Annotated in this window: 22 protein-coding genes; 11 read left to right on the top strand and 11 right to left on the bottom strand. The window is 67.0% G+C overall.

Going from position 1 to position 25103, the window contains the following annotated elements:
* Positions 1-4: 4 nt before the first annotated feature.
* Positions 5-1531 carry an aldehyde dehydrogenase gene (locus Q0Z44_RS01955; protein WP_298009427.1) on the bottom strand — a complete coding sequence of 509 codons (1527 nt, stop codon included), beginning with the start codon at positions 1529-1531 and terminating at the stop codon, positions 5-7.
* A 121-nt stretch (positions 1532-1652) separates the two neighbouring features.
* Between Q0Z44_RS01955 and Q0Z44_RS01960 the strand changes: the two genes are divergently transcribed.
* Positions 1653-2273, top strand: coding sequence for a ParA family protein (locus tag Q0Z44_RS01960; RefSeq protein WP_298009430.1), 621 nt, complete (start codon positions 1653-1655; stop codon positions 2271-2273).
* 90 nt (positions 2274-2363) lie between these two features.
* Here the strand turns inward: Q0Z44_RS01960 and Q0Z44_RS01965 are convergent, their stop codons facing one another.
* From Q0Z44_RS01965 to Q0Z44_RS01995, 7 genes are all read right to left on the bottom strand, one after another.
* Complete coding sequence (locus tag Q0Z44_RS01965) at positions 2364-4178, bottom strand: methyl-accepting chemotaxis protein (RefSeq protein ID WP_298009433.1); 1815 nt, start codon at positions 4176-4178, stop codon at positions 2364-2366.
* Positions 4179-4309: 131 nt separating this feature from the next.
* The gene (locus Q0Z44_RS01970; protein WP_298009436.1) at positions 4310-5806 is read right to left on the bottom strand and encodes a DUF3138 family protein; all 1497 of its coding nucleotides are present in this window, start codon (positions 5804-5806) and stop codon (positions 4310-4312) included.
* A gap of 69 nt (positions 5807-5875) precedes the next feature.
* Entirely contained in the window at positions 5876-6730 is an 855-nt protein-coding gene (locus tag Q0Z44_RS01975; RefSeq protein ID WP_298009439.1) for an ABC transporter permease subunit, read from the bottom strand.
* Positions 6727-7647, bottom strand: a complete 921-nt coding sequence (locus Q0Z44_RS01980) for an ABC transporter permease subunit (protein ID WP_298009443.1) — start codon at positions 7645-7647, stop codon at positions 6727-6729. The genes Q0Z44_RS01975 and Q0Z44_RS01980 overlap by 4 nt, the downstream gene beginning before the upstream one ends.
* Before the next feature lie 10 nt (positions 7648-7657).
* Positions 7658-8791 (bottom strand): polyamine ABC transporter ATP-binding protein, encoded by a 1134-nt coding sequence (gene potA, locus Q0Z44_RS01985; RefSeq protein ID WP_298009446.1) that lies wholly within the window; start codon positions 8789-8791, stop codon positions 7658-7660.
* A gap of 8 nt (positions 8792-8799) precedes the next feature.
* Positions 8800-9861 carry a polyamine ABC transporter substrate-binding protein gene (locus Q0Z44_RS01990; protein WP_298009577.1) on the bottom strand — a complete coding sequence of 354 codons (1062 nt, stop codon included), beginning with the start codon at positions 9859-9861 and terminating at the stop codon, positions 8800-8802.
* A 180-nt stretch (positions 9862-10041) separates the two neighbouring features.
* A complete protein-coding gene (locus Q0Z44_RS01995; RefSeq protein WP_298009449.1) occupies positions 10042-11409 on the bottom strand; it encodes a glutamine synthetase family protein in 1368 nt (455 codons plus the stop codon).
* A 289-nt stretch (positions 11410-11698) separates the two neighbouring features.
* Between Q0Z44_RS01995 and tssI the strand changes: the two genes are divergently transcribed.
* The 8 genes from tssI to Q0Z44_RS02035 all read left to right on the top strand — a co-directional run bounded on the left by tssI (position 11699) and on the right by Q0Z44_RS02035 (position 20972).
* On the top strand, positions 11699-14677 hold the full coding sequence (gene tssI / locus Q0Z44_RS02000; protein ID WP_298009452.1) for a type VI secretion system Vgr family protein: 2979 nt from the start codon (positions 11699-11701) through the stop codon (positions 14675-14677).
* Between the two features lie 4 nt (positions 14678-14681).
* On the top strand, positions 14682-15602 hold the full coding sequence (locus tag Q0Z44_RS02005) for a hypothetical protein (protein ID WP_298009455.1): 921 nt from the start codon (positions 14682-14684) through the stop codon (positions 15600-15602).
* 18 nt (positions 15603-15620) lie between these two features.
* Positions 15621-18608: a T6SS effector BTH_I2691 family protein gene (locus tag Q0Z44_RS02010; protein WP_298009458.1), complete on the top strand. Its 2988-nt coding sequence runs from the start codon at positions 15621-15623 to the stop codon at positions 18606-18608.
* A 5-nt stretch (positions 18609-18613) separates the two neighbouring features.
* The gene (locus Q0Z44_RS02015; protein WP_298009461.1) at positions 18614-19636 is read left to right on the top strand and encodes a DUF6708 domain-containing protein; all 1023 of its coding nucleotides are present in this window, start codon (positions 18614-18616) and stop codon (positions 19634-19636) included.
* Positions 19637-19785: 149 nt separating this feature from the next.
* On the top strand, positions 19786-19998 hold the full coding sequence (locus tag Q0Z44_RS02020; RefSeq protein WP_298009466.1) for a DUF4177 domain-containing protein: 213 nt from the start codon (positions 19786-19788) through the stop codon (positions 19996-19998).
* Positions 19995-20210, top strand: a complete 216-nt coding sequence (locus Q0Z44_RS02025) for a hypothetical protein (protein ID WP_298009470.1) — start codon at positions 19995-19997, stop codon at positions 20208-20210. Before Q0Z44_RS02020 ends, Q0Z44_RS02025 begins: the two co-directional genes overlap by 4 nt.
* Before the next feature lie 51 nt (positions 20211-20261).
* Positions 20262-20735 carry a thioesterase family protein gene (locus tag Q0Z44_RS02030; protein ID WP_298009474.1) on the top strand — a complete coding sequence of 158 codons (474 nt, stop codon included), beginning with the start codon at positions 20262-20264 and terminating at the stop codon, positions 20733-20735.
* A 105-nt stretch (positions 20736-20840) separates the two neighbouring features.
* A complete protein-coding gene (locus Q0Z44_RS02035; protein ID WP_298009479.1) occupies positions 20841-20972 on the top strand; it encodes a hypothetical protein in 132 nt (43 codons plus the stop codon).
* 61 nt (positions 20973-21033) lie between these two features.
* Here Q0Z44_RS02035 and Q0Z44_RS02040 read toward each other — a convergent pair whose 3' ends face one another.
* The 3 genes from Q0Z44_RS02040 to Q0Z44_RS02055 form a co-directional block, all read right to left on the bottom strand.
* The gene (locus tag Q0Z44_RS02040; protein ID WP_298009482.1) at positions 21034-21828 is read right to left on the bottom strand and encodes a MetQ/NlpA family ABC transporter substrate-binding protein; all 795 of its coding nucleotides are present in this window, start codon (positions 21826-21828) and stop codon (positions 21034-21036) included.
* Between the two features lie 63 nt (positions 21829-21891).
* Positions 21892-22569, bottom strand: coding sequence for a methionine ABC transporter permease (locus Q0Z44_RS02045; RefSeq protein WP_294639420.1), 678 nt, complete (start codon positions 22567-22569; stop codon positions 21892-21894).
* Entirely contained in the window at positions 22566-23516 is a 951-nt protein-coding gene (locus Q0Z44_RS02055) for an ATP-binding cassette domain-containing protein (RefSeq protein WP_366517565.1), read from the bottom strand. The genes Q0Z44_RS02045 and Q0Z44_RS02055 overlap by 4 nt, the downstream gene beginning before the upstream one ends.
* 245 nt (positions 23517-23761) lie before the next feature.
* Here Q0Z44_RS02055 and Q0Z44_RS02060 point away from each other — a divergent pair, with 245 nt between their 5' ends.
* Positions 23762-24067, top strand: a complete 306-nt coding sequence (locus Q0Z44_RS02060; RefSeq protein WP_298009487.1) for a hypothetical protein — start codon at positions 23762-23764, stop codon at positions 24065-24067.
* 123 nt (positions 24068-24190) lie between these two features.
* The gene (locus Q0Z44_RS02065; RefSeq protein ID WP_298009492.1) at positions 24191-25102 is read left to right on the top strand and encodes a TauD/TfdA family dioxygenase; all 912 of its coding nucleotides are present in this window, start codon (positions 24191-24193) and stop codon (positions 25100-25102) included.
* Position 25103: the final 1 nt, after the last annotated feature.

Below are 25103 nucleotides of genomic sequence, written 5' to 3' on the forward strand. Positions count from 1 at the left end.
GGCATCACGCCCCTTCGAGCCGGATCCAGGTCGTCTTCAATTCGGTGTACTTGTCGAGCGCGTGCAGGGACTTGTCCCGCCCGTTGCCCGACTGCTTGACGCCGCCGAACGGCACCGTGATGTCGTCGTCGTCATACTGGTTGACGTGGACCGTGCCGGCCCGCAGGGCGCGCGCCACGCGGTGGGCGCGATCGAGGCTGCGGCTCCACACGCTGGCCTGCAGGCCGTACGTCGAATCGTTGGCCAGGCTCACCGCCTGAGCTTCATCGGCAAAGCGGATCACGCTGAGCACCGGCCCGAAGATCTCCTCCCGCGCGATCGCCATGTCGTTGCGCACGCCATCGAACACCGTAGGCTCGACGTAATGGCCCCCGGTCTCGGCCAGCGCCTGGCGCCCGCCGGCCAGCAGCCGAGCGCCCTGCTCCACGCCCTGGGCGATGTAGCCCGTCACCGTGCGCAGCTGCCCTTCGTCGACCAGCGCGCCCATCACGGTGGCCGCCGACAGCGGATCGGCCGGCTGGTAGCGCGGCGTCAGCGCCACGATGCGCTCCACCACCGCATCGGCAATGGCCTCGTGCACCAGCAGACGCGACGGTGCGTTGCACGACTCGCCCTGGTTGAAGAACAGGCTGCCTGCCACCGTGGTCGCAGCACGGTCCAGGTCATCGAAGTCGTCGAACAGCAGCACGGCCGACTTGCCACCCAGTTCGTTGAACACACGCTTGAGGTTGCTGCGCCCGGCGTACTCCAGCATCTTGCGGCCCACGCGGGTCGAGCCCGTGAAGCCCAGGGCGTCGACGTCCATGTGCAGCGCGAGCGCCTCGCCGGCCTCGTGCCCGTAGCCCGGCACAACGTTGAACACGCCCTCTGGCACCCCGGCCTTCAGCGCCAGCTCGGCCAGCCGCAGCGCGGTCAGCGGCGATTTTTCCGAGGGCTTCAACACCACGCTGTTGCCGCACGCCAGCGCGGGGCCCAGCTTCCAGGCCGCCATGATCATGGGGTAGTTCCACGGCACGATGGCACCCACCACGCCGACCGGCTCGCGCTGGATCAGCGCCAGCGAGTTGGCGGGTGTTGGTGCGATCTCGTCGTACACCTTGTCGATGGCCTCGGCATACCAGGCGATGCAGCGCGCCGCGGCGGGCACGTCCACGCTGAGGCTGTACTGGATGGGCTTGCCCATGTCGAGCGTTTCGAGCAGCGCCAGCTCGTCCTTGTGCTGCGTGATCAGCTCGGCAAAGCGCAGCAGGATGCGCTTGCGCACCGCCGGCGCCTTGCGCGCCCAGCGGCCATCGTCGAAAGCGCGGCGTGCGGCACGCACCGCGGCATCCACGTCCGCCTGCTGGCCCCGCGCCACCGCCGTCAGCAGCCTCCCGTCGATCGGTGAGTGGCAGGCAAAGGTCTGGCCGTCGGCCGCGGCCACACGTTCGCCGCCAATCAGCGCGCGGCCGTCCAGTCGGCCTTCGGCCAGCAGCGCATCGGCACGGTCGCGCCACAGGCGGGCGCTGGGGGTCGGGGGGCTCGTCGTCATCGGTCTGGCTCCTGGGTGCTCGCTGCCCCCACTCTATCCAATCCGGCGGCCGCGTCCACACCCCGCGGCCAAGCCCCCGCGCTTGCGCCACAATGCCCTGGTCCGCACAGGGAGGGTTGTCATGCCGGTGATCGTGGTCGCCAATCCGAAAGGCGGCGTGGGCAAGTCCACGCTGTCGAGCAACATCGCGGGGTACTTCGCACGGCAGGGCCACGCCGTGATGCTCGGTGACGTCGACCGCCAGCAGTCGTCGCGCCTGTGGCTGCGGCTGCGCTCGCCTGAACTGCCGCGCATCGTCACGTGGGACATCTCCGCCGACCACATCGCGCGGCCGCCCAAGGGCACCACCCACGTGGTGCTCGACACACCGGCCGGCCTGCACGGCAAGGGGCTCGATGCGGTGATGAAGCTGGCCGACCGGGTCATCGTGCCGCTGCAGGCCAGCCTGTTCGACATCTACGCCACGCAGGACTTCCTGGCCGCATTGGCGCGCAAGGGTCGCGCCGAGGGCAAACAGCTCGGCGTGGTCGGCAACCGCATCAAGGACCACACCAAGGCCACCGAGCACCTCTGCACCTTTCTCGACACGCTCGACATCCCGCTCATCACGCTGCTGCGCGACACGCAGAATTACGCCCACTTGGCCGCCCACGGCCTGAGCCTCTGGGACGTCCCCGCCGCCAAGGTCGAAAAGGACCTGGCGCAGTGGGCCCCGCTGCTCGGCTGGCTGGGCGCACGCTGAAGACGGCTCCGGCTGCTGGCAACCTTCACAGGGGCCGCACCGGAGCCTCCCGGGCAGGCGGCGTTTCCGCGCGGCCTGCCGAGCGTCTGATCAGAACGTTTCCCAGTCGTCGTCCGACGGCGCGGTGGCCGCCACGGGCCGGGCCGGCGTAGCAGGCACCGATGGTGCGGCGGCCACAGCCGCAGGCCGGGCCGGTGCGCGAGCCGACGCCTTGGTGAGGTCGGTCCGCGTCGGCGCCTTGGCCACCTGGGTAGACGCAACCGGCAGGGTGCCGGCACGGGGTGCGGCCACGCGGGGCGCCATGCTGGAAGCCGGCTGCGCAACCGGGGCGACGGCGGCGGGCAGGGCCGCCATCGCGCCCGCCCCGCCGTCGAGCCGGAACACCGCCACCGCATCGACCAGCTGCCGCGCCTGCTGCTTCAGGCTTTCGGCCGCGGCCGCGCTTTCCTCGACCAACGCGGCGTTCTGCTGCGTCGCCTGGTCCATCTGCGACACCGCCTGGCCGACCTGGCTCACGCCGGTGCTCTGCTCGGTGCTGGCGGCGCTGATCTCGGCCACGATGTCGCTGACACGGCGGATCGCATCGACGATCTCGCCCATGGTCTGTCCGGCCTGGTCGACCAGCGTGGTGCCCTGATCGACCTGTTGGAGGCTGTCGGTGATCAGCGTCTTGATCTCGCGAGCGGCACTGGCGCTGCGCTGGGCCAGCGCCCGCACCTCGCCGGCCACCACGGCAAACCCGCGGCCCTGCTCACCGGCCCGCGCGGCTTCCACCGCGGCATTCAGCGCCAGGATGTTGGTCTGGAAGGCGATGCCGTCGATCACCGAGATGATGTCCCCGATCTTCCCGGAGCTCTGCTGGATGCCGCGCATGGTGTCCACCACCTGCCCCACCACCTCGCCACCGCGCTGGGCCACGCTCGACGCACCCGATGCGAGCTGGTTGGCCTGGCGCGCGTTGTCTGCGTTGTGGCGCACGGTGCTGCTGAGTTGGTCCATGGTGGCCGCGGTCTGTTGAAGGGCGGCGGCCTGGGTCTCGGTGCGCTGGCTCAGGTCCAGGTTGCCATGGGCGATTTCGCTGCTGGCGGTCGCCACGCTCTCGGCGTTGCCCCGCACGCGGCCGACCACGGCCACCAGCCGCTCCTGCATGTCGTGCAGCGCGCGCAGCAGCACGCCGGTCTCGTCGGCACGCCCCGTCTCCAGGCGGCCGGTCAGGTCGCCCGCGGCCACGCGCTGGGCGGCCTTCACGGCTTCGTGCAGCGGCGTGGTGATGCTGCGTGTGATCAGCCAGGACACGGCCCCGCCCAGCAGCAGCGTCAACGCACCGAGCGCCCACAGCAGGCGCGCGCTCGCGGCATTCAGCGTGGCGATGCCCTTCGCCCGGTGGTCGATCTCCTCGCGCTGCAGCGCCTGCAGGGCCTGCATGCCACCCAGGTAGGCCTTGGCCGCCGGCATGAAATGCTGCGTCAGATCGGCGCTGGCCTCGTCGACGCGGCCGGCCTTCTTGTGCTCGGCAATGCGGTCGCGCACCGCGATGAACTGCTTGCGATGCGTTCCCACCTCGCCAAAGACCTCGCGTTCACGCGGCGTGGACAGCAAGGCCTCGATCGACTTCTGATAGTGGCTGGACGCCTTGCTGGCCTCGGCCACGTCTTCGGCGAAGAACGCCACCAGCGACGGGTCGCTGCTGCGCGCAATCGCGGCGGTGCGGCGCACACCGGCGTTCACGTTGGCATACCAGTCGCTGACGAGGCGCTCCTTGGCCAGCGGGGTCTGCATCATGTCGGCCGTCTCACGGGCTGTTTCGTGCAGGCGCCACAGGCCGATGCCGGTGGTCAGGACGCAAAGAAAGAGAACGAGGGCAAAGCCCAGGGCCAGCCGCTGACCGATGGACAGACGTGACATACACACTCCTGAAAGTGCAGCCACGTGCCCGAGCGGAAAGGACGGTTCCTGCCATGGCCCGGCTGCTGCGTGTGACATCGGTCAGAACGCAGGCAACTTGAACGCCCTCGTGCCGCGCCGTGCCGGAGTGCTCAGAAACTGACGACGACCGCCGTGCCGAAGAGCTGGTTGCTCTTCTTGTAGTCGTTGGACTTCGTGTCGATGAACACCGGGCCGGACGCCCAGTCGTAACGGTATTCGAACTTGAACAGCGTGTTGAGGTTGAAGGCGTAGTTCATGCCGAGACTGAGGGCGCCGCGATCGACACCGCGAGCGCCGCCGTTGGCCGCCACCCATGCCCCCGACTCATCGCGCACCCGCGCCGGGCCGATGCCGTTGAACGTGTCAGCCACCGCATAGGTCAGGAGACCGCCGCCATTCTTGCCGTTCCAGATGTAATCCGCACGGGCGGCCAGTTCCAGCCAGGGCTCGATCTTGTAGGCGAACAGGCCAGAGACGCCGGACCAGTAGGCATCGCGCAGGCGGCCCGTTTCGGGGTCCGGCGTGATGGACGCTTTCAGTTGTCGCCCGAACGACACCTGGCCCTGCAGCGTCAGCGGGCCGCGGATGAAGTAGGCATCGAACTCGAAGGTGTCGACGCGGGAGTCGCGTTGGGCAATCGGCTGCTGGGCCGACTCGACCACGCCCGTGATCGGATTGAGCACACTCACCGTCTCCGTCGCGCTTTCCGAGAAGTTCGCCGCCCGCCCATGGATCCCTGCAAACCCGAAGCCCTGGAACTCGCCCTTCGCATAGTCCACCCGATAGGCCAACACCGGCGTCTTCTCGTTCGGCTGCCGGCGGCTGGCCGCCATGTTGGCCACCACGGCCTTGGTCAGCCACTTGCCACGCAGGATCTCGAAGCCCGCGCCGGTGTAGGACGCGGGCAGCGTGGTGTCGAACAGCAGGTTGTGCGTCACGAACTTGTTGAGCGTGGGCTGCAGCATCTCGTAGCCCGACCAGTCCGGGATGTGCCCGGCAATGAAGCGGGTCTGCAGGTCGGTGATGGGCACCGACACCGAGGCCTCCTGCACCGGCGAACTCGTGCCTTCCGACACCGCCTGCGTGCTGCGCTGGGGCACCAGCGTCAGGCGCCAGCGTGCACCGCTGTCGGTCTCCTTGACGATGTCGAGCGCCACCGTGCCGATGTAGGACGTGTCGTAGTAGTAGCCTCCCTCGTCCACCGGGTTGAGGAACTGGAAGCCCGCGCGGTGCTGCCGCTGGTTGAAGACCCAGGTCGGGTCCATGTAGCCCCCGATCTTCAGGCCCTTGAAGCCCAGCATGTCACGCGAGTCTTCCAGCGCCTCGGCCTTCACGGCGATGCGATTGAAGTCCTGCTGCTGCTCGGGCGTCATGCCCGGGGCCGGCGCCGCCGCGGCCGCCTCGGCCTGCTTCGTCTCCTGTGCCTCGAGCTTCTTTTCCAGCTCGGCCATGCGCGCCTTCAAGGCCTTGAGCTCCTGCAGCAACTCGGCGTTCGACTGCGCGGCCGCCGGCAGCGGAAAGGCCGCCGCAAGGGCCAGCGCCAGCGCGGTGGCAGCCGGCCAGGCGCGGCCGGGACGGGCCGCAGGGGATGAGGACACGGTGTTCATGGGGCTGGGCTCCTGGTGTCGTTGCAATCGGTTGTGCTTGTGAGGGATGAGGGATCGTGGCGGCCCGCCTCAGCCGAGGGCCGCCTTCGCCATGTCCTGCTGCCGTCGCCGCTCGGCACGGGCCAGCGCATAGCTGCCGCCCACCACCGCCAGCGCCACCACGGCAATCACCACCGTGGCCACCGCGTTCACGCTCGGGTCGACACCCAGCCGCGCACGCGAGAAGATCACCAGCGGCATCGTGGTCGAGCCCGGGCCGGACAGGAAGGCCGCGAGCACCACGTCGTCGAGCGACAGCGTGAAGGTCAGCAGGAACGCCGAGGCCAGCGACTGCGCGATCATGGGCAGCGTGACCAGAAAGAACACCTGCGCCGGCCGAGCGCCCAGGTTGAGTGCGGCCTCTTCCAGCTGCGGGTTCAGCGTCTGCAGCCGCGCCTGGATCACCACGGTGGCATAGGCCAGCCCCACCAGCAGGTGGCCCAGCCAGATCGTCACCATGCCGCGCTCGGGAAAGCCCAGCCAGCGCTGCAGCGACACCAGCATCAGCAGCAGCGACAGCCCGACGATGACCTCGGGCATCACCAGCGGCGCGTTGATCATGCCCACCATCAGCGTGCGCCCGCCAAAGCGCTTGAAGCGCACCAGCGCCAGGGCGGCCAGCGTGCCCAGCACCACCGCCGCGCAGGCCGTGAAGAAGGCGATGCGCAGCGACAGCCACAGCCCCTGCAGGATCTCGGTGTCATCGGCCAGCTTGCTGAACCAGCTCAGCGTGAAGCCACCCCACACCGAGGGCAGCGGCGACGCGTTGAACGCAAACACCACCAGCATCGCGATGGGCAGGTACAGAAACGCGAAGCCCAGCGCCAGCCAGGTGCGCGACACCCAGCGGCCCCGGCGCAGGTAAGACGGCAGCCCCTCGCTCATCGCCCGCCCTCCTGCGCTTCGGCCTGTACCTTGTTGAACCACGCCAGCGGCACGATGATCAGCAGGATCATCACCACCGCCACGCTCGAGGCCATGGGCCAGTCGTTGTTCGCAAAGAACTCGTCCCACAGCACGCGGCCGATCATCAGCGTCTGCGGCCCGCCCAGCAGCTCGGGGATCACGAACTCGCCCACGCACGGGATGAACACCAGCATCGAGCCCGCCACGATACCCGCGCGCGACAGCGGTACCGTCACCTTCCAGAACGCGACCCACGGCGTGGCGCCCAGGTCGTAGGCCGCCTCCAGCAGCCGCAGATCCATCTTCGACAGGTTGGCGTAGAGCGGCAGGATCATGAACGGCAGGTAGGTGTAGACCATGCCCAGCACCAGCGAGAACGCCGTGTTCAGATACTGCCCGGGCCCGGGGATCAGGCCGAGCGTCATCAGCAGCTGGTCTGCGTGCACCGCGTTGAGCGCCATCGCGGCCCAGCCGCCCTCGCCCAGCAGGCCTTTCCACGCATACACGCGCAGCAGAAAGCTGGTCCAGAACGGCAGCATCACGGCCATCACCAGCGCCGGCTGCACGCTGCGGTCCGCCCGCGCCATGAAGTAGGCAAAAGGGTAGCCGATGGCCAGACACAGCACGGTCGTGATCGCGGCGTACTTCAGGCTGTTCAGGTAGGTCAGGAAGTACAGCTCGTCCTGCGTGATGAACAGGTAATTGCCCAGCTTCAGGCTCAGCTGCAGCACGCCGTCCTTCCAGGTGATCAGGTCCTTGAAGCTCACCACCTCCATCTCGGAGACGCTGATCTTCATCACGATCAGAAAGGGCAGCAGGAAGAACACCAGCAGCCACGCATACGGCACGCCGATCAGCGTGCGGTCCCGCCAGTTCAGCTTGGGGTGATGGGCCATCGCCTTCGCCTTACTGCGTCAGCACCACCTGGGCCGACGGAGCCCAGCTGGCATGGGCTTCGTCGCCCCAGGTCAGCGCGTCGTCGACGTGGCGCTGCGTGTTGCCCTGGCTCACCTTCAGCACGGCCCCGCTGGGCAGGGCCAGGTGGTACACCGTGCTGTCGCCGAAGTACACGATGTCCTTCACCGTGCCCTTCACCCGGTTCAGCGGCGCAGCCGGTTCGCCGGCCAGCGGCTCGGGCGGGCGCTTGCCGATGCGGATCTTCTCGGGGCGCAGCGCCACCGTCACCGCCATGCCTTCATGGCCCGTGATGCCGTGGCCCACGAAGTGCCGCACATCGGCACAGGCCACTTCGCAGTGGTCGGCCTCGTCCACCACCAGCGTGCCATCCATCAGGTTGACGTTGCCGATGAAGTCGGCCACGAAGCGCGTCGACGGCGTCTCGTACACCTCGTGCGGCGAGCCCACCTGCAGGATGCGGCCCTCGCTCATGATGCCGATGCGGCTGGCCATGGTCATGGCCTCTTCCTGGTCGTGCGTCACCATCACGCAGGTCACACCCACCGACTCGATGATGTTGACCAGCTCGATCTGCGTCTCTTCGCGCAGCTTCTTGTCGAGCGCGCCCAGCGGTTCGTCCAGCAACAGCAGCTTGGGCTGCTTGGCCAGGCTGCGCGCCAGCGCCACGCGCTGCTGCTGTCCGCCCGACAGCTGGTGCGGCTTGCGCTGCGCGAACTTCGTCAGCTGCACGAGCTTCAACATGGCCTCCACCCGCTCGGCCATCTGGGCGCGCGGCATGCCTTCGCGCTTCAGGCCGAACGCGATGTTGTCCCACACGCTGAGGTGCGGAAACAGCGCGTAGCTCTGGAACATCATGTTGATCGGCCGCTCGTAGGGCGCCAGCCCGGCCAGATCCTGACCGCCCAGCATCAAGCGCCCCGATGTGGGCGCATTGAAGCCCGCCAGCATCCGCAGCAGCGTCGTCTTGCCGCAGCCGCTCGAGCCCAGCAAGGCGAAGATCTCACCCTGCCGGATCGACAGCGACACGTTGTCCACCGCCCGGAAGCTGCCGCCGTCCGGGCTCACGAAGTCCTTCACCACCCGGTCGATGACCAGGTAGCCCTCCCCTGTCCTGCTGTTCATTCTGTTCTTTACAGGCCGGTCTTGAAGGACGTGTAGATGCGCGTCATCTGGCGGCGAATGTCGTTGTTCAGCGCCTCGGGCTGCGCCATCTTCTTCATCTCGGCCTCGGGCGGGAACACCGCCGGGTCATTGGCCACTTCGGGCTTGATGAACTTGCGCGACGCCAGGTTCGGGTTGGCGTAGAACACCTTGTTGCTCAGGCCCGCATGCACCTCGGGGCGCAGGATGTAGTTGATCCACTTGTGGGCGTTCTCGGGATGCGGCGCATCGGCCGGAATCACCATCGAATCCATGAAGATCACGCCGCCGGTCTTCGGCGTCATCGTCTGGATGTGCTGGCCCGTCTTGCCCTCGATCGCACGGTTCTTGGCGATGTTGATGTCGCCCGAGTAGCCGAACACCGCGCACAGCTGCCCGTTGGCCAGGTCGTTGATGTAGCCGCTCGAGCTGAACAGCGTCACGTACGGGCGGATGGTCTTGAGCAGCGGCGGCACGGCCTGGTAGTCGGCAATGTTCTTCGAGTACGCCGGTTTGCCCAGGTAGTGCAGCGCCGCCGGGATCACCTCGGTGGGCGAATCCAGGAAGGACACGCCACAGCTCTTGAGCTTGCTGATGTACTCCGGCTTGAAGATCAGGTCCCAGGCGTTGTCGGGCATGGGCGTGCTGCCCAGCGCGGCCTTCACCTTGTCGACGTTGATGCCGACCGTGGTGTAGCCCCACATCCAGTTGACCATGTACTGGTTGCCCGGGTCGAGCCGACCGAGCTGCGCCAGCATCGCCGGATCCAGGTTCTTCCAGTTCGGGATCTTGCTCTTGTCGATCTTCTGCAGCAGTCCGCCATCGGCCTGCAGCTTGCCCCAGTACGACGAGGGCACGACGATGTCATAGCCCGTCTTGCCGGCCACCAGCTTGGCGTGCACGATCTCGTTGTTGTCGAACACGTCGTAGCGGACCTTGATGCCCGTCTCCTTCTCGAAGTTGGCAATCGTGTCCGGTGCGATGTAGTTCGACCAGTTGTAGATGTTGAGCACCTTCTCTTCCTCGGCGTGGGCGCCCAGGGCTGCCGCCATGCCGAAGGCCAGGCCGCACGTCAGCCGGATCAGGGAAGGCATTGCACTCATCTTCAGGTTCATGGTGATCGTCTCCAGCGCGGGGCCGCGAACAGGTTCAGGTGCGCACCCGGACAGGTGCATCGGTTCAATTCGAAATTGTGACGCGCCGATGTGGTGCGGACGCCGCAGGGCGCCCGCTCACACATGCAGCAGCAGGTGCTCGCGCTCCCACGGCGAGATCACCTTCATGAATTCGGCGTACTCCACTTCCTTGATCTCGGTGTAGACCGTGACGAACTCGTGGCCCAGCACCTCGGCCAGGTCGGCTTCATCGCGCAACAGGGCGAGCGCCTCACCCAGGCTGCGGGGCAGGCCGTAGTCCCCGAGGTAGGCGTCGCCCCGGCATTCCGGCGCCGGCTCGATCTGCTTGACCATGCCGAGGTAGCCGCAGGCCAGCGTGGCGGCCAGCGCCACATACGGGTTGGCATCCGCCCCGATCACGCGGTTCTCGATGCGGCGCGAGGCCGGGGTGGCCACGGGCGATCGGAAGCCCACCGTGCGGTTGTCCGAGCCCCACTGGATGTTGATGGGCGCTGCGGTGGCCCGCACCAGCCGGCGGTAGCTGTTCACATAGGGCGCCATCAACGCCATGGCCGCGGGCACATAGCGCTGCAGCCCGCCGATGAACCAGTGAAACGCCTTCGACGGGCTGCCGTCCGGGTTGCTGAAGATGTTCTGCCCCGTGGCCGTGTCGACCACGCTCTGGTGCACGTGCATGGCGCTGCCCGGCTCGTTGGCCATGGGCTTGGCCATGAAAGTCGCGTACATCTCGTGGCGCAGCGCCGCCTCGCGGATCGTGCGCTTGAAGAAGAACACCTCGTCGGCCAGGCCCAGCGGGTGGTCGTGAAAGAAGTTGATCTCCATCTGCCCCGCGCCCACCTCGTGGATCAGCGTGTCGACGTTCAACTCCATCTTCTCGCAGTAGTCGTAGATGTCCTCGAACAGCGGATCGAACTCGTTGACCGCGTCGATGGAGTAGGCCTGCCGCGAGGTTTCGGCCCGACCGCTGCGCCCCCGGGGCGGCCTCAGCGGCATGTTGGGATCGGTTGACCGCTCGATCAGGTAGAACTCCAGCTCGGGCGCCACCACCGGCGACCAGCCCTTGTCGGCATACAGCTGGCACACCCGCTTGAGCACCGAGCGCGGCGCATACGGAATGAGGTTGCCCTCGCGGTCGAAGCAATCGTGGATGACCTGCGCCGTGGGGTCGGAGGCCCACGGCACGATGCGCACCGTGGCCGGGTCCGGCTGCAGGTGCATGTCGCGGTCGGTCGGGGTGATGACGTCGTAGTACGGGCCGCTGGCCGGGAACTCGCCCGTCACGCCGATGGCCACGATGCCCTCCGGCAGGCGCATGCCGCGGTCTTCGGTGAACTTCTGGCGCGGCAGGATCTTGCCGCGGGCCACCCCCGTCAGGTCAGGGACGAGGCATTCGATTTCGGTGACACGCCGCTCGTTGAGCCAATGCTCCAGATCGCTGAAACTGCCGGGTAGCTTGCCTTGCATCAGGTCCTCGGTGGATGGGGTGCAGGCCGGTTGCCCGGCTGCCAGCCGGGGTGCTCGCAAGGCCCGTACCAGGGTGCATGCCGGACCAGTGTGCCAAACGGTCAAACCGTGTCAAGCCGCACGGCCCCGGAGCTCTCGTCACATCGGACACAAGTTCTTGCACTTTTGATGTGCGCGCGGGGCCCCCAGGCGGGTGCCCATGCATGGTGCACGGCGGCTTTTGCGCTACCGTCGCCGCATGACCAGCCCGTGCATCCGCACACGGGTGACAGACACATCAGGGACGACCATGACCGACCATTCCGGCATCCAGCATGCGCTGGGTGACGCTGCGCGCAGCGTGCTCGATGGCCTGCTGGCCGAGCTCAGCGCCTTCGGCCCCAACCAGCACACCCGGCTGCTGCGCCTGCACACTCCGCTGGGCCCAGACGTGCTGCTGGCCGAGCGCGTGCAGATCCACGAAGGGATCGGCCCCGGCGCCGCGCTGCTGCCCGACACCCTCGATGCCCCCGTCGGCCCGCACCCTGCCCCGTCGGTGGAGGCGCCCCCCACGGGTCAGCGCATCGAATTGCTGGCGCTCAGCACCCGTGCCGATCTCGCTCCCGTGGACCTCCTCGGCCACCCTGTCCTGCTGGAGCTGCTCACTGCCGGCCCGGGCGGTACGCTTCGCCCCTTCCACGGTCACGTCACCGCCTTCGAACTGCTGGGCGCCGATGGCGGCCATGCCCGCTACCGCCTGCGCATCGAACCCTGGCTGGCCTTCCTCGGCCACCGCACCGATGCCTGGGTGTTCCAGGACATGAGCGTGCTCGACATCACCGAAGCGGTGTTCGCCGACTACGCCGCACAGGGCAAGCTGGTGCCCGCCTGGCGGTTCGATCTGGCCGACCGCAGCGCCTACGCGCGCCGCTCGCTGTGCGTGCAGTTCAACGAAACCGACCTCGCCTTCCTGCAGCGCCTGTGGGCCGAAGAAGGCCTGTTCATCTGGTTCGAGCACGAGGGACGCCCCGCCGACGCCCCCCACCTGGGCCGCCACACCCTGGTGATCGCCGACCACAACGGTGCCTTCGGCCCCAACGCGCAGCCGCGCGTGCGCTTCACCCAGCCCGGCGCCGTGATGAAGGAAGACAGCCTCACGCGCTGGCACGGCCTGCGCCGCATCAGCCCGGCCACGCTGCACACCGCAAGCTTCGACTACCGGGCCGTGGCCAACCACGGCGCCAGCGCCACCACCGACGCCGGCCACGACCAGCCCTTCGATCTGGTCCACGCCGACCAACCCGGCACCTATGCCTACGAGACCCCGGCCCAGGCCGAGCGCCGCGCCTGGGTGCAGATGCAGTCGCTCGACGCGGCGCGCAAGCGCTTCGTGGGTGAAGGCACCGTGCGCACGCTGGCGCCAGCCACCACCTTCACCTTGCTGGACCATGCCGAGCACGACGTGGGGATCCTGCTGGCCGGCAGCACCGAGAACCAGTTCGTGGTGCTGGGCGTGGTGCACGAGGCGCGCAACAACCTGAGCGCCGATGCGCAGGCTGGGCTGAAGCGCCTGCTGGGCGATGCCGTGCTGGGCGCCCTGGCCGCCGCCGGTGACGGCGAAGCCCAGGCCAACGACTCGGACGCGCCCCTGTACCGCGCCCGCGTGACCGCCCAGCGCCACAGCGTGCCCGTACGCGCGCCCATGCGCGGCGCCGACGGACGGCTGCTGCACCCGCGCCCGGTGGTGCACGGCGCCCAGACGGCCGTGGTCGTGGGCCTCGGCGAGCCGGTGCACACCGACCGTGACGGCCGCATCAAGGTGCAGTTCCACTGGCAACGCGGCGCTCAGGGTAGCCACCGCCTGAGCGCCCCGGCCGACGACAACGCGCCCGCCTCCGCTGCCTCCGGCACCTGGGTGCGGGTCGCGCAAGACTGGTCCGGCCAGAACTGGGGCAGCGTCTTCATCCCCCGCCTGGGCCAGGAGGTCATCGTCGGCTTCGTCGAAGGCGACATCGACCGCCCCGTGGTGGTGGGCGCGGCCTACAACGGACAAGGCGCCGCCGATGCGCAGGGCAACCAGGTGGCCGCCGGCAGCGCCACGGCCACGGGCAACGCCCCCGCGTGGTTCCCCGGCAGCCAGAAGGCCGGCGAGCTGGAGGGCCACGCCCACACGGCCACACTGAGTGGCTTCAAGAGCCAAGCGCTGGATGCCTCGCAGACGGGGAGCGGCGGGCACAACCAGCTCGTGCTGGACGACACGCCAGGACAAGGCCGGCTGCTGGCGCACACCACCCAGCACCAGACCTGGCTGCAGATCGGCCACCTGCTGCAACAGCATGACAACCAGCGCCTGGCGCACCGCGGGCACGGGCTGGAGCTGCACACGCTGGCACAAGGCGCCCTGCGCGCCGCGTCGGGGCTGCACCTGTCGAGCTTTGCGCGCGCCGGTGGCACCAGTGCGCAGGCCCGCCCGATGGACACGCGCGAAGCACAGGCTCAACTGGTGAGCCATGCCGCCCTGGTGCGGACGCTGGCCGGCAACGCCCGCACGCACCAAGCCAACCTGCCCAACGAGGCGGAAGCCGACAAGCTGCCCGCGCACCAGGCCATGCAGGCCACGGTGCGGAGCTTGAAGGGCACGGAAGGCAACGGCCAGGGCAGCGAAGCCGATGGCGCATCGGGCGAGGTGGTGCCCATCGGCGGCGGGCACGGCAGCATCCCCGTCACCGAGCGACCGGATCTGGTGGCCAGCGCCGCCGGAGACATCGCCGGCATGACGCCTGCCCATACGGTGCTGAGCGCCGGCCAGCACACCACGATGAGCGCCGCGCAAGACACCAACCTGCTGGCCCAGCGCCATCAGGCCTGGGCCGTGAAAGACGGCATCAGCCTGTTCACCCGCGGCGAGGCGAAGAACGAACAGCGCGCCGTGAAGGACGTCGGCATGAAGCTGCATGCGGCCAGCGGCAACGTGAACGTGCAGGCTCAGAGCGGCGCGTTTTCGCTGACGGCGCTGAACGCGGTCGATGTGCAGAGTACGGCGGCGGATGTGGTGATCTCGGCGCCCTCGCGCATCGTGCTCAATGGCGGCGGGGGCTACGTGAAGATCGACGGCGGCAACATCGAGATCGGCACGAGCGGGATGGCGCAGTTCAAGGCGGCGATGAAGGAGTTGACGTCGGGGGGAAGGCCCTCGGGAGATGGGCCCCCATTGAAGAAGATCGGATCGCTGAAAGGGTGCTCCGAGAAGGTCGTCGATGCGGCGCTGACTGGCTCCGCGGTGATCTGACACCATGTCCTTGGAAACCTCACCCGCTCTGAATGCGGTCGCACGCCTTCACGAAGCCACGGAGCGCGTGCCGGGCCAGAGTCTCTACCTGCTGGTAGACCCCGTCACATGGTCTGAAGAAGAACATGCCCGCTGGTCCGGCCGGCCCGTGGAATGGGCCGCAGTGCCTGTGCGCCACCCTGATGTGGAACCGGATCAAACGCCACGCCTGTTGCAGCTCGCACCCGGTACGGCGTCTGCCGACGACCTGCTTCTGAAGGAGTCTGTTTCGTTGTCACTGGATGAGGTGCTGCGCCCTGCCGAAGCCGGTCGCAAAGCCCGCTCGTACTGCGCGTGGATTGCGTCGAGCGTGTCAAAACAAGCGCTGGCCAACGCGATCGCCGGGGCCTGCTGGCAACACATCGAGGAGCGCCGTCGCTTGGTTCGAATCTGGGACCCTCGGCTTCTCTCCTCATGGGCGGATGTCTGCCGCCAGGAAGAAATGGCCCTGGATGCGGCGCCCAGCGAATGGTTCTTCTTCGACTGGTCCGGCGACTTGATTCGCCTCCACGCCAGCGGGAACCGGGGGCACGTCATGGCCTGGCATGAACAGCGCCTGGTTCAACTCGGCGCCTTCAATCGGCTGATGCAATTACTCATACCTCGTCAGAAAGCGCCTGCGCGCGCGCTTGGGGCAGAGGTCTGGAGAACCCTAGCCCTGGTCGGGCAACTGAATCTGCTTCATGAAGATGACCGATTCAGGGTGGCGCGCGATTGCTTGCTGCATGGCAACGCCATCAGGCACTCAAGCCGATTTGCCGACCTCCTCGCCACGGCACGCGAGCATCCCGGCAGCTACGGGGTGATGACATCAGAAATGGACTCGGCGGACTGGAGGGAGATGGTCCGTGAAGGTGCATCGGCACTGCGCAGCCACAACCCATAGAGAGAAAGTCGGAACACCGTGTCAGAAACCAAAGACTGCAAGTTCTGCAATCGCAGGGGGCTGCCTCTGTTGCCCCTTCGCTTTGCGTACCTGCCAGACGGCGGAGGGCAACTCCCCCCGGGCATGTCAGCAGCAAAGTCGCTGGCAGGCGCCCTGGGGACAGGACAGTACGTCTTGCGCACCATCACCGAGGGCTTCGTGTACAGCTACGACACGCGAGCGCATGTCGGGTGGCGCTGTTTCGCCGCGACGCCCGACGGACGATTCCGCGAAGTGACGATCGCCGATGAGGATCGCCCCAAGGAGGCGCCAACGTTTCGCTGTGCGACTCAAGGACACGGTGTGGCGGCCTCGGTCATCTCGGTGGAAGACGCTCTTTCAGGGAGCGAGACGTGGGTCGGCTACTTCCGCACCTGGTTGACCCGAGATGCCCGAAAGACGCTGCGCGACAGCCTGGCCTTGCGGCAAAAGACCATGGTCAAGCTCGATCCCCGCAGCCTGGTCACGGGGGGCAGCCTGCCCGTGACGGACGGGTTTCGCATCGACGCCAACGGGGTCAGCCTCGGGCAGCATGTGCTCGAGTATGGCAACACCGGCGTCGCTGCCCGGAGGTTCGCGTACACGTGGTCGGCCGCGTGTGACCGGCAGGCCGAATTGGCATCCCTGGCCCACCGCATGCACCAGATGTCGCCAGGTAACGCGCTTGCGCTGGCTCTGCCCGACGCCATCGGCATCGTCGGAGACATCAGCAAGTGGCGGAACTTCAAAGCGGGAGAGCTGGCCAAGTTCGAGGTGGACCAGAAAAACCTGCGCGAGAAGGTGGTGGCAGACATCGTGCTTGGGCTCAAGCAGCAGCTGACCGACGCCGGACGCGCCACAGAATGGGGGCGTTACGCCAAGCACGTGGACATGTCCCGGGTCGACGGCGTCCGCAAGAAGTACGACGACACGGTCAAACGGTTCGAGACGGTTCTGGAGAAGATCGGCAAGGACTGGCAGCTGTGGATGTGCAGCCGCTCCTTCTGGGACGCCTGGGCGGTCTTCGACGGCGCAGAACGCAGTGTGGGCCTGGACATGGAGCGGCTCTTCTCACGGGCGGTCGAGGGCTCTGGCGCAACCCAGCCCGAACAAGCGGCATGGGACAGCATGCTCAGTGCGAGCCTGGACAGCAATGTCCAGGCCCTCTGGCTTGCGTTCGCGGCCGGTGACAAATCGGTGCTGGACTTCCTCAAGGACAAGGGGGACAAGGCCAATGACGTATTCAAGAACGCGCGGGATGGCAAGGACAACCTGAGCAAGTGGTTGGCGGACAGGCGCAAGGCAGCGTTGGTGCGCACGGCCACGCACGACACGGGCCTGCTGGGCAATGTCATTGCCTCGCAAGCGGCCCGCCTGTTCGCGCAGCGTCCTCAGCAAGCTCAGGTGCTGGGCTTGCGTCTGCGCATCGTGGCCGCAGCGCGGATGGACATGGAAATCTCCCCCTATCGCTTGAGCGTCCAGGTGAGAGAGCTGGTGGCAATGAGCCATGAAACGGTCTGGGGACCACCAACCGCCAGGCTCACCCAGGCCATGCAGGAGACACGGCGCCTGCGGCTGATCCAAAACCTGGATGGCATGCTGCTGGGGGCCAAGGCCAACGTGAGCCAAGTGGTACACATCGACATGTGGTTGCCGCGCGTGGTGGCCGCCGAGTTGGGCGGGCAGTCGCTCGTGGGACAGACAACGGCAAAGCTACCCCCGGTCAAAGCACCGCTCGCATTGCCGGCCCCCGCGCTGAACCCTTTTAAGGCCTTCTTGGCGTGGAGCAAGAAGACCGAGGCCCGGCTGGTGGGACTGGGCGCAGCCCTTCAACTCTGGAATCTGAGCAACACGCTGGCCACCATGAGAACGGCGGAACTCGCGGGTGATGCGGCTGCGGTGAAGGAAGCCCTGTTCGGTGTTGCGTCCGGCATCAGTGGGCTCGGTGGCGTGACGCTGGAAGTGGTTGCCAAAACAGTCGAGGCCCGGGTGGTGCCGGCGGTCGCCGCGAGCACCAGCACCAAGCTGCTCACCGTGGTGGGCTGGACTACGCTCAGTGGTGGGTTGCTGGCGATGGGGGCGGCTTGGACGGAAGCGACGCAGAGCTACTTGAAGGCGAGGAACCTTTCGCGCTCTGGGGACGAGGATGCTGCCACAGCATATCAACGGGCCTCCTACTTGTTGGCAGCCTCTGGTGCTGCTGGCGCCGCCGTCGCGATCGTCAACGCAGGAGCAGCATTCACGGCTGCAGGCATCACCGCATCGTCGGGTGGCATCGCAGGCGCCATTGTCGGCATGACAGGTAGCGGCGCTGTTCTTCTTGGCATCCCCGTCTGGGGATGGATCGCACTCGGCGTACTCAGTCTGGTAGCTGGCGTGTGGTTCATGTTTCAGGGTTCCAAGGAGGAAGACATGCCGTTGGAGGTCTGGCTTTCGCGCTGCTGCCTGCGCAACGAAGCCGCCTACGCCAGCACCGATCGGGCGCGCTATGCCACCGCGGCGCTGGAGATGGAGGGCTTCCAGCAGGCCGTCTTCGGACTACAAGTGACACTCGAGTGGGAGGACAAGATCGGCAAAGACCGGGTGACGGTGCAGGTGCTCATGCCCGGCTTCGGGCAAAGCAGCGAGTACGCCTTTGCCCTCAGCCTTGGCAATCGCCAAGGCACATGGAACACCACGGTGGATCGCAAGACCAGTGGCATGAGTGCTGATCCAGATCTACAGCCGCAGCGGACCCAGCACTACATGAGTGCGGTCAAGCCAGGACAGAAGTCCACTCTTATGGAACAAGTGCTTGAACTGGAAGAGCCCGTCCGTTTGAGCATCAGCGGCGGCACCGCAACCCTGTCCGGCAGCGTGAAGGTCAGCGAAGACCATTACGATCACGCTAGGCTCAAGTTCGAGTACTGGCCCGACATCGTTCACCGTCCCCAACTCAAGATGACACCGGCTGCCAATGGCTTGAACTTCAAGCTGGTGAGCGACTGACCACCATGTTCAGCAAGACCCAGCAGAAGAAAGCACTCGCATCGCTCAGGCAACACGCGCAGAACCTGCGGCGCCTGCCGCCGGGGCAGCAGTTGTCGCCTTGGCCGCAGGCGGAAGACCTCGTCTACGCGGCCAACCCGGTTTACCTGGAGATCAGCCAAGGTGGCGCCTCGCCCATGCGGGGATGGGGCGCGCTGATATTCTTGCTCGGCGCGTTTCTCACTCTTTCGACGCCGTACACGTTGATCTCTGACATCCAGACCAGAGTCGAACGCGGCCTTTATCAGAGCGGTGAGTTCAGTTACGCAGGCACCGCTTTGGACGTTGGGTTGGCAACGCTCGTTTTTGCCATGTCAGTCATCCCCCTTTTTTGGCTCTACATGAGCTTCTTCGCCGTCACCGACGTGGTGGTGCGCTTCGACCGCAAGCGGGGCAAAGTGTGGATGTGGACCGGGAGCGGCCCCATCGAAATGCGCTGGGCCGACTTGCACCCTGGGGTGATGGGCCTGGCTGCATCGGCCCACCTGCCCGGGCGCACCTACCGCGGCGTGTATGCAGAGTTCGACGCCTCAGGGCAGATCAAGGTAACGCGCAACATCCCGCACCTGATTCAGGTAGGCCAGATCTCCGCAGCCGAAGCCGGCGTGATGCCCGGGCTGGAGTACGTGCGTGCGTTCATGGAACACGGCCCCCGAGGCTTGCCGCCGCCGAACCGGCTGCTGCAACACCGCCCCCGCTGGTACGCGATGGTGAACTTCCTCGGCCTAGCCGACGAGTGGGCCTTGATTGCCAACGGCCAACCCGGGCCTTTGGGCAAGCCCTGGATCCGCACCATCGGCTTCGTGGTGTTCTTCCCGGTGCTGTTCCCCCTGCAGTTCACCAACTGGCTGGCACTGCGGGTGGCGCCCATTCCCAAGTGGCCCCGCGAGATCGTTGACATGCATGCAGCCGATCTGGCCGAGCTCGACAAGCCACGCAGAAAGCCGGTCATCAGGGTCAATGGAGAGCTACTCGATTCGGATCCCTGAACCGTCGTAACACATGGCATGCGTAGCATGACGACCGCACCGATACCTTGATCCGGACAGGAGACGAACCCGTGCGGCGAAGTAAAGCTCATTCACTCTAGGCTTCGCCTATCCAACATTCAATCCGCCCCTCAACACAGCAAAAACCCATGAAGCAATACAAAGCCGTGATCTACCAAGAGGGCATGCTCGGCTCGCTGCTCCTCGGCGCGTCCAAGGTCGACCCGGTCCGGTTCACCGACTTCCTCAACAAGCACGCCGCCCAGGGCTGGCGCGTGATCACCATGGAGAAAGACATCCGCCGCATGCTGCTGCTGTGGCGCCGCGAGGCCTATGTCGTGCTGATGGAGAAAGAGGCGTGAAGCTGGGCCTCATCTGCGGCCTGGCGGTGGCTGTGCTGTGGGGTGCCCTGGCGATCGCCCAGCTGTGGTGGGCGCCGCTGGACGGCCCGACCTTCATGAAGGTCTCGGTCACGGCAGCCATCGTCGAAGCCCTGATCGTCATCGTGACGCTGGCCGTGCGGGAATACCTGTCGGACAAGCGCTTGAAGAAAGACGGCTTTCTCGACGGCTGACGGGCAGCCCGCTGTCACCCATAATCCCAGGGTAACCCCGCATTACCCGCCATGCCCCGCATCCAGTTCACCCTTCCCGAGCGCTTCCTCTTCTCGACCGACATCCCGATCTACATCAGCCACGTCAACCAGGGCGGGCATCTGGACAACGCTCAGCTGCTGACGCTGGTGTCCGAAGCGCGTGTGCGCTTCTTCCGCTGGCTGGGTTACCAGGGTGAGCTGAACGTCGACGGGCAGTCCATCGTGGTGGGCGACATGATGGCGCAGTACAAGTCGGAGGCCTTCTACGGCGAGACCATGCAGGTCGACATGGTGCCGGACGACTTCAACAAGTACGGCTTCGATCTGGTGTTCCGCCTGACGGACAAGGCGACAGGCCGCGAAGTGGCCCGGGGCAAGACCGGCGTGGTCTTTCTGCGCGACCAGGGCGACGGCCACAAGAAGGTGGCGCCACCGCCCGAGGGCTTCATCAGCCGCCTGCGCGACCGCGGCGAGGCCCTGGGCTGGTCACCGAAGACCGTGTGAACCCGCTCCCGCGAACGCGGGGCGGCGCGGGGTTTCACTGAACGCGTTCAATGCGACTCGGCGCACGATGGGCTCCACCGATTCACTCACCGGAAAGGCCCTGCGATGAACCCGTCCCTCTGCACCACGCCTGAACAACTGTTCACCGACTTCATCCACGCCGGTGGCTGGCCCAAGCTGGGCTGGTGCGCCGAAGACACGGACGAGCCCACGCTCACGTGCTTCGACGAGCGCTGAGCGCCGCGTCAACCCCGCCTCAGCGCGGGCTTGATGCGGCAGGCTCACACAATGAGCTGGCTCAGTTCGCGGGCACCACGGCGCCCTTGTACTTCTGCTGGATGAACTGGCGCGTTTCGGCGCTGCGCAGTTCGTTCACCAGCTTCACCAGCGCCGGGTTGTCCTTGTTCTCGGTGCGCGCCACCACCACGTTGGCATAGGGCGAGACCTTCTCGGCAAACAGCGCGTCCTGTGTGGGCGAGAGCTTGGCAGCCAGCGCGAAGTTCGAGTTGATCAGCGCCAGGTCCACCTGCGGCAGCACGCGCGGCAGCGTCGCGGCCTCCAGTTCGCGGAACTTCAGCTTCTTCGGGTTCGCCGTCACATCCTTGGCCGTGGCCAGGATGTTGTTGGTGTCCTTCAGCTGGATCAGCCCTTGCGCAGCCAGCAGCAGCAGCGCGCGCCCGCCGTTGGTCGGATCGTTCGGAATGGCGACCACGGCGCCCTCGGGCAGATCGGCCAGCTTCTTGAGCTTGGTCGAGTAGGCGCCCAGCGGCTCGATGTGGACGGGCTGGCCCACCACCGACAGCTTGGTGCCGTTGCCCTTGTTGAAGGTGTCCAGGTAAGGCACGTGCTGGAAGTAGTTGGCGTCCAGGTGCTTCTGGTCGACCTGCAGATTGGGCTGGATGTAGTCGTTGAAGACCTTCACTTCCAGCTGCACGCCCTGCTTGGCCAGCTTGGGCTTGACGAACTCGAGGATCTCGGCGTGCGGCACGGGCGAGGCGGCCACCACGATGCGGGTGGTTTGCGCCCACGAGGCGCCTGCGGCGAACAGCGGCAGCAGGCTGGCAATGACGGCGCGACGGACAACGTTGGTCATGGTGTTTTTCCTTCAGCGGATGGAAACGGTTTTGTTGTAGACACGGGCGGACGCACGGACGCGTCAGCGCTTCAGCAGGCGGTGCGCCAGCCGATCGCCGGCCGACTGCACGCACTGCACCAGCACCAGCAGCAGCGCAACGGTCACGATCATGACCTCGGTCTGGAAACGCTGGTAGCCGTAGCGCACGGCCAGGTCGCCCAGGCCGCCGCCGCCGATCACACCGGACATGGCGGTGTAGGACACGAGCGTGACCGCGGTAACGGTGATGGCGCCGACCAGGCCGGGCAGTGACTCGGGGAGCAGCACGCCGAATATGAGCTGGTGCAGGCGGGCGCCCATGGCCTGGCTGGCTTCGATGACGCCGGGATCGACCTCACGGAAGACGTTCTCGGCGAGGCGCGCGAAGAACGGGGCCGCGGCGGCGATCAGCGGCGGGATGGCCCCGGCCACGCCGAGCGACGAGCCCACCAGCTTCAGCGTGACGGGGATCATCACGATCAGCAGGATGATGAAGGGCAGCGAGCGCAGCGCGTTGATCAGCAGCGAGATGGCCGCATACAGGCGCGGGCGCGCCAGCAGCTGACCGGGGGCCGTCAGGAACAGCAGCACGCCCAGGGGCAGGCCGATGAGCACGGTGAACGCCAGCGAAACCCCGAGCATGGTCAGGGTGTCCAGGCTGGCCTGAAAGACTTCCGCCCAGTCGATGGCGGCAAAGGTTTGCCAGTCGAGCTCGCTCATTGGGTGATCCCCTCGTTCAACCAGCGGGCGTGCCCACCCAGTTCGGCCACCAGCGCCGGGATGCGGTCCAGCGGCACGTCGGCGCCCAGCACGTCGGCGCGCAGGCGGGCCACGGGCTCGCCCTTGATGTGGGTCACGCGGCCTTCCAGCAGATTGAGACGGATGCCGTGCTGCGCGCGCAGGCGGTCGAGCAACGGCGACTGGGCCGCCGCACCCACGGCCGTGATCTGTAGATGGGGTCGACCCGGTTCGGTCGCCGCCCCCTCATCCAGCAGAAAGCCCGCATGCGCCAGCAGCGACCGGGTGGTGGCGTGCTGCGGGTCGAGAAACACGTCCAGCACGCGCCCTTGCTCGACGATGCGGCCCTGCTCCATCACGGCCACGCGGTCGCACAGCGAGTGGATCACGTGCATCTCGTGCGTGATGAGCAACACGGTGAGCTTCAGCCGCGCGCTGACGTCGGCCAGCAGGCTCAGGATCTGTTCGGTGGTTTCGGGGTCGAGCGCCGAGGTGGCCTCGTCGCACAACAGCACGTGCGGCTCGTTGGCCAGCGCCCGCGCGATGCCGACGCGCTGTTTCTGCCCGCCGGACAGCTGCGACGGGTGCCGGTCTTTGAGATGCGCCAGGCCGACGAGGGTCAGCAGTTCGTCCACACGGCGGTCCATCTCGGCGGCCGTGCGCCCGCCAGCCAGCTGCATCGGGTAGCGGACGTTGCCGGCCACCGTGCGCGACTGCAGCAGGTTGAAGTGCTGGAACACCATGCCGATGCGCTGACGCTGCTGCTGCAGTTCGCGGGGCGACAGCGCCGTCAGGTCGACACCGCCGACGCGCACTACGCCCGCGTCCGGGCGCTCGAGCAGATTGACGGTGCGGATCAGGGTGCTCTTGCCGGCGCCGGAGCGGCCGATGACGCCGAAGATTTCACCAGGCTGCACATGCAGCGACACGTCGTCGAGGGCCGTGACGGCAGCATGGCGCGCACCGCCGCGGGCCGGGTAGGTTTTGTGGAGTCGTTCGAGCGCGATCAAGACAGGTCACACCGTCGCGCGGCCACGCTCGTGGCGTGGGGCAACGGCTCTGGGGGCCAGACAAGCCGAGAGTCTATACCGCCGCGTTCACGAAGCGTTCAACTCCTGGCGCATGACCTCAGGCGGTATCGGCATGATCGGCCCCGCGGGCGGACAATGGCGACATGAGCGCACTGCATTACCTCACGTTCGAGATCAGCGAAGACACCGACGGCATCGGCACGGCCGAGGGCATGGCGTCGACCGACGCCGCAGCGCATGCGCAGGCCCTCGCCGAAGCGCAGACCGTGCTCGTCTGGGCACAGGCTCACAGCCCCCTGGGGCACGGGCCACTGGAGGAAGGCTTCGAGTGGGACCACGACCTGCAGATCAGCCGGGAAGGCGACTGGCACACGGTGACGCTGACCTTGAGCGGCACGATGGCCTTTCTGGACGCGTTCCGGGAACGCTTCGCAGCCAGTCTGGAATAAGCCTTATGCGTTCGACGCAGATCGGTCTGCCGACATGCGTTGCCGGTCGATGCATGTGCCGAATGCTTTGTTCCATCGGCAGGCGGCGCTGCCTAGAGTCGGTGTTCCCACAAGGAGCACCGCATGACGATCGCCACCCCTGACGCGCCCCACGCCGCCGCACCGGCCCTTCACCTTCGCCTCGGCCCCATCGAGGTCCGCCCCCTGAACGGGCCGCTGGGCGCCGAAGTGTGGGGGCTGGACCTGTCCCGCGACGTCTCGCTGGAAGACGTGCGCCGCATCCATCGCGCCCACCTGCAGCACCATGTGCTGATCTTCCGAGATCAGCGCATCACGCCCGCTCAACAGGTGAGCTTCAGCGCACGGTTCGGCCCGCTGCAGCGCCATGTGCTGGCGCAGTTCGCGCTGCCGGACCACCCCGAGGTCCTGGTGGTGTCCAACATCGTGGAGAACGGGCGCCCGATCGGCCTGGGCGATGCCGGCCACTTCTGGCACTCGGATCTGTCGTACAAGGAGCGCCCCAGCCTGGGCTCCTTCCTGCATGCACAGGAATTGCCGTCGGAGGGAGGCGACACCCTGTTCGCCAACCAGCACCTTGCCTGGGAAGAACTGCCGCTGGCCCTGAAAGTGGCGATCGCGCACGCGCGCGCCGAGCACACCTACACCGCGCGTTATGCCGAGCTGCAGGCCCGCAGCCCCTGGCGGCCCAACCTGACCGCGGCCCAGCTGAACGAAGTGAGGCCGGTGGTGCACCCGGTGGTGCGAACCCACCCGGAGACCGGGCGCAAGGCCCTGTTCGTCAGCGAGCACTTCACCACGCGCATCGTGGGCCTGCCGGAGGACGAGAGCCGTGCATTGCTGGCTGAGTTGTTCGCGCTCAGCACCCGGGCCGACCTGCAGTACCAGCATGTCTGGCGCACGCACGACATGGTGTTCTGGGACAACCGCTCGGTGACGCACCTGGCCGCCGGCACGCCACCGCACCTGCGTCGCAAGCTGTACCGCACCACGGTCGAAGGCGACGTCCCGTTCTGAC

The organism is uncultured Aquabacterium sp., assembly GCF_947366995.1.
Classification (GTDB): Bacteria; Pseudomonadota; Gammaproteobacteria; order Burkholderiales; family Burkholderiaceae_C; genus Aquabacterium.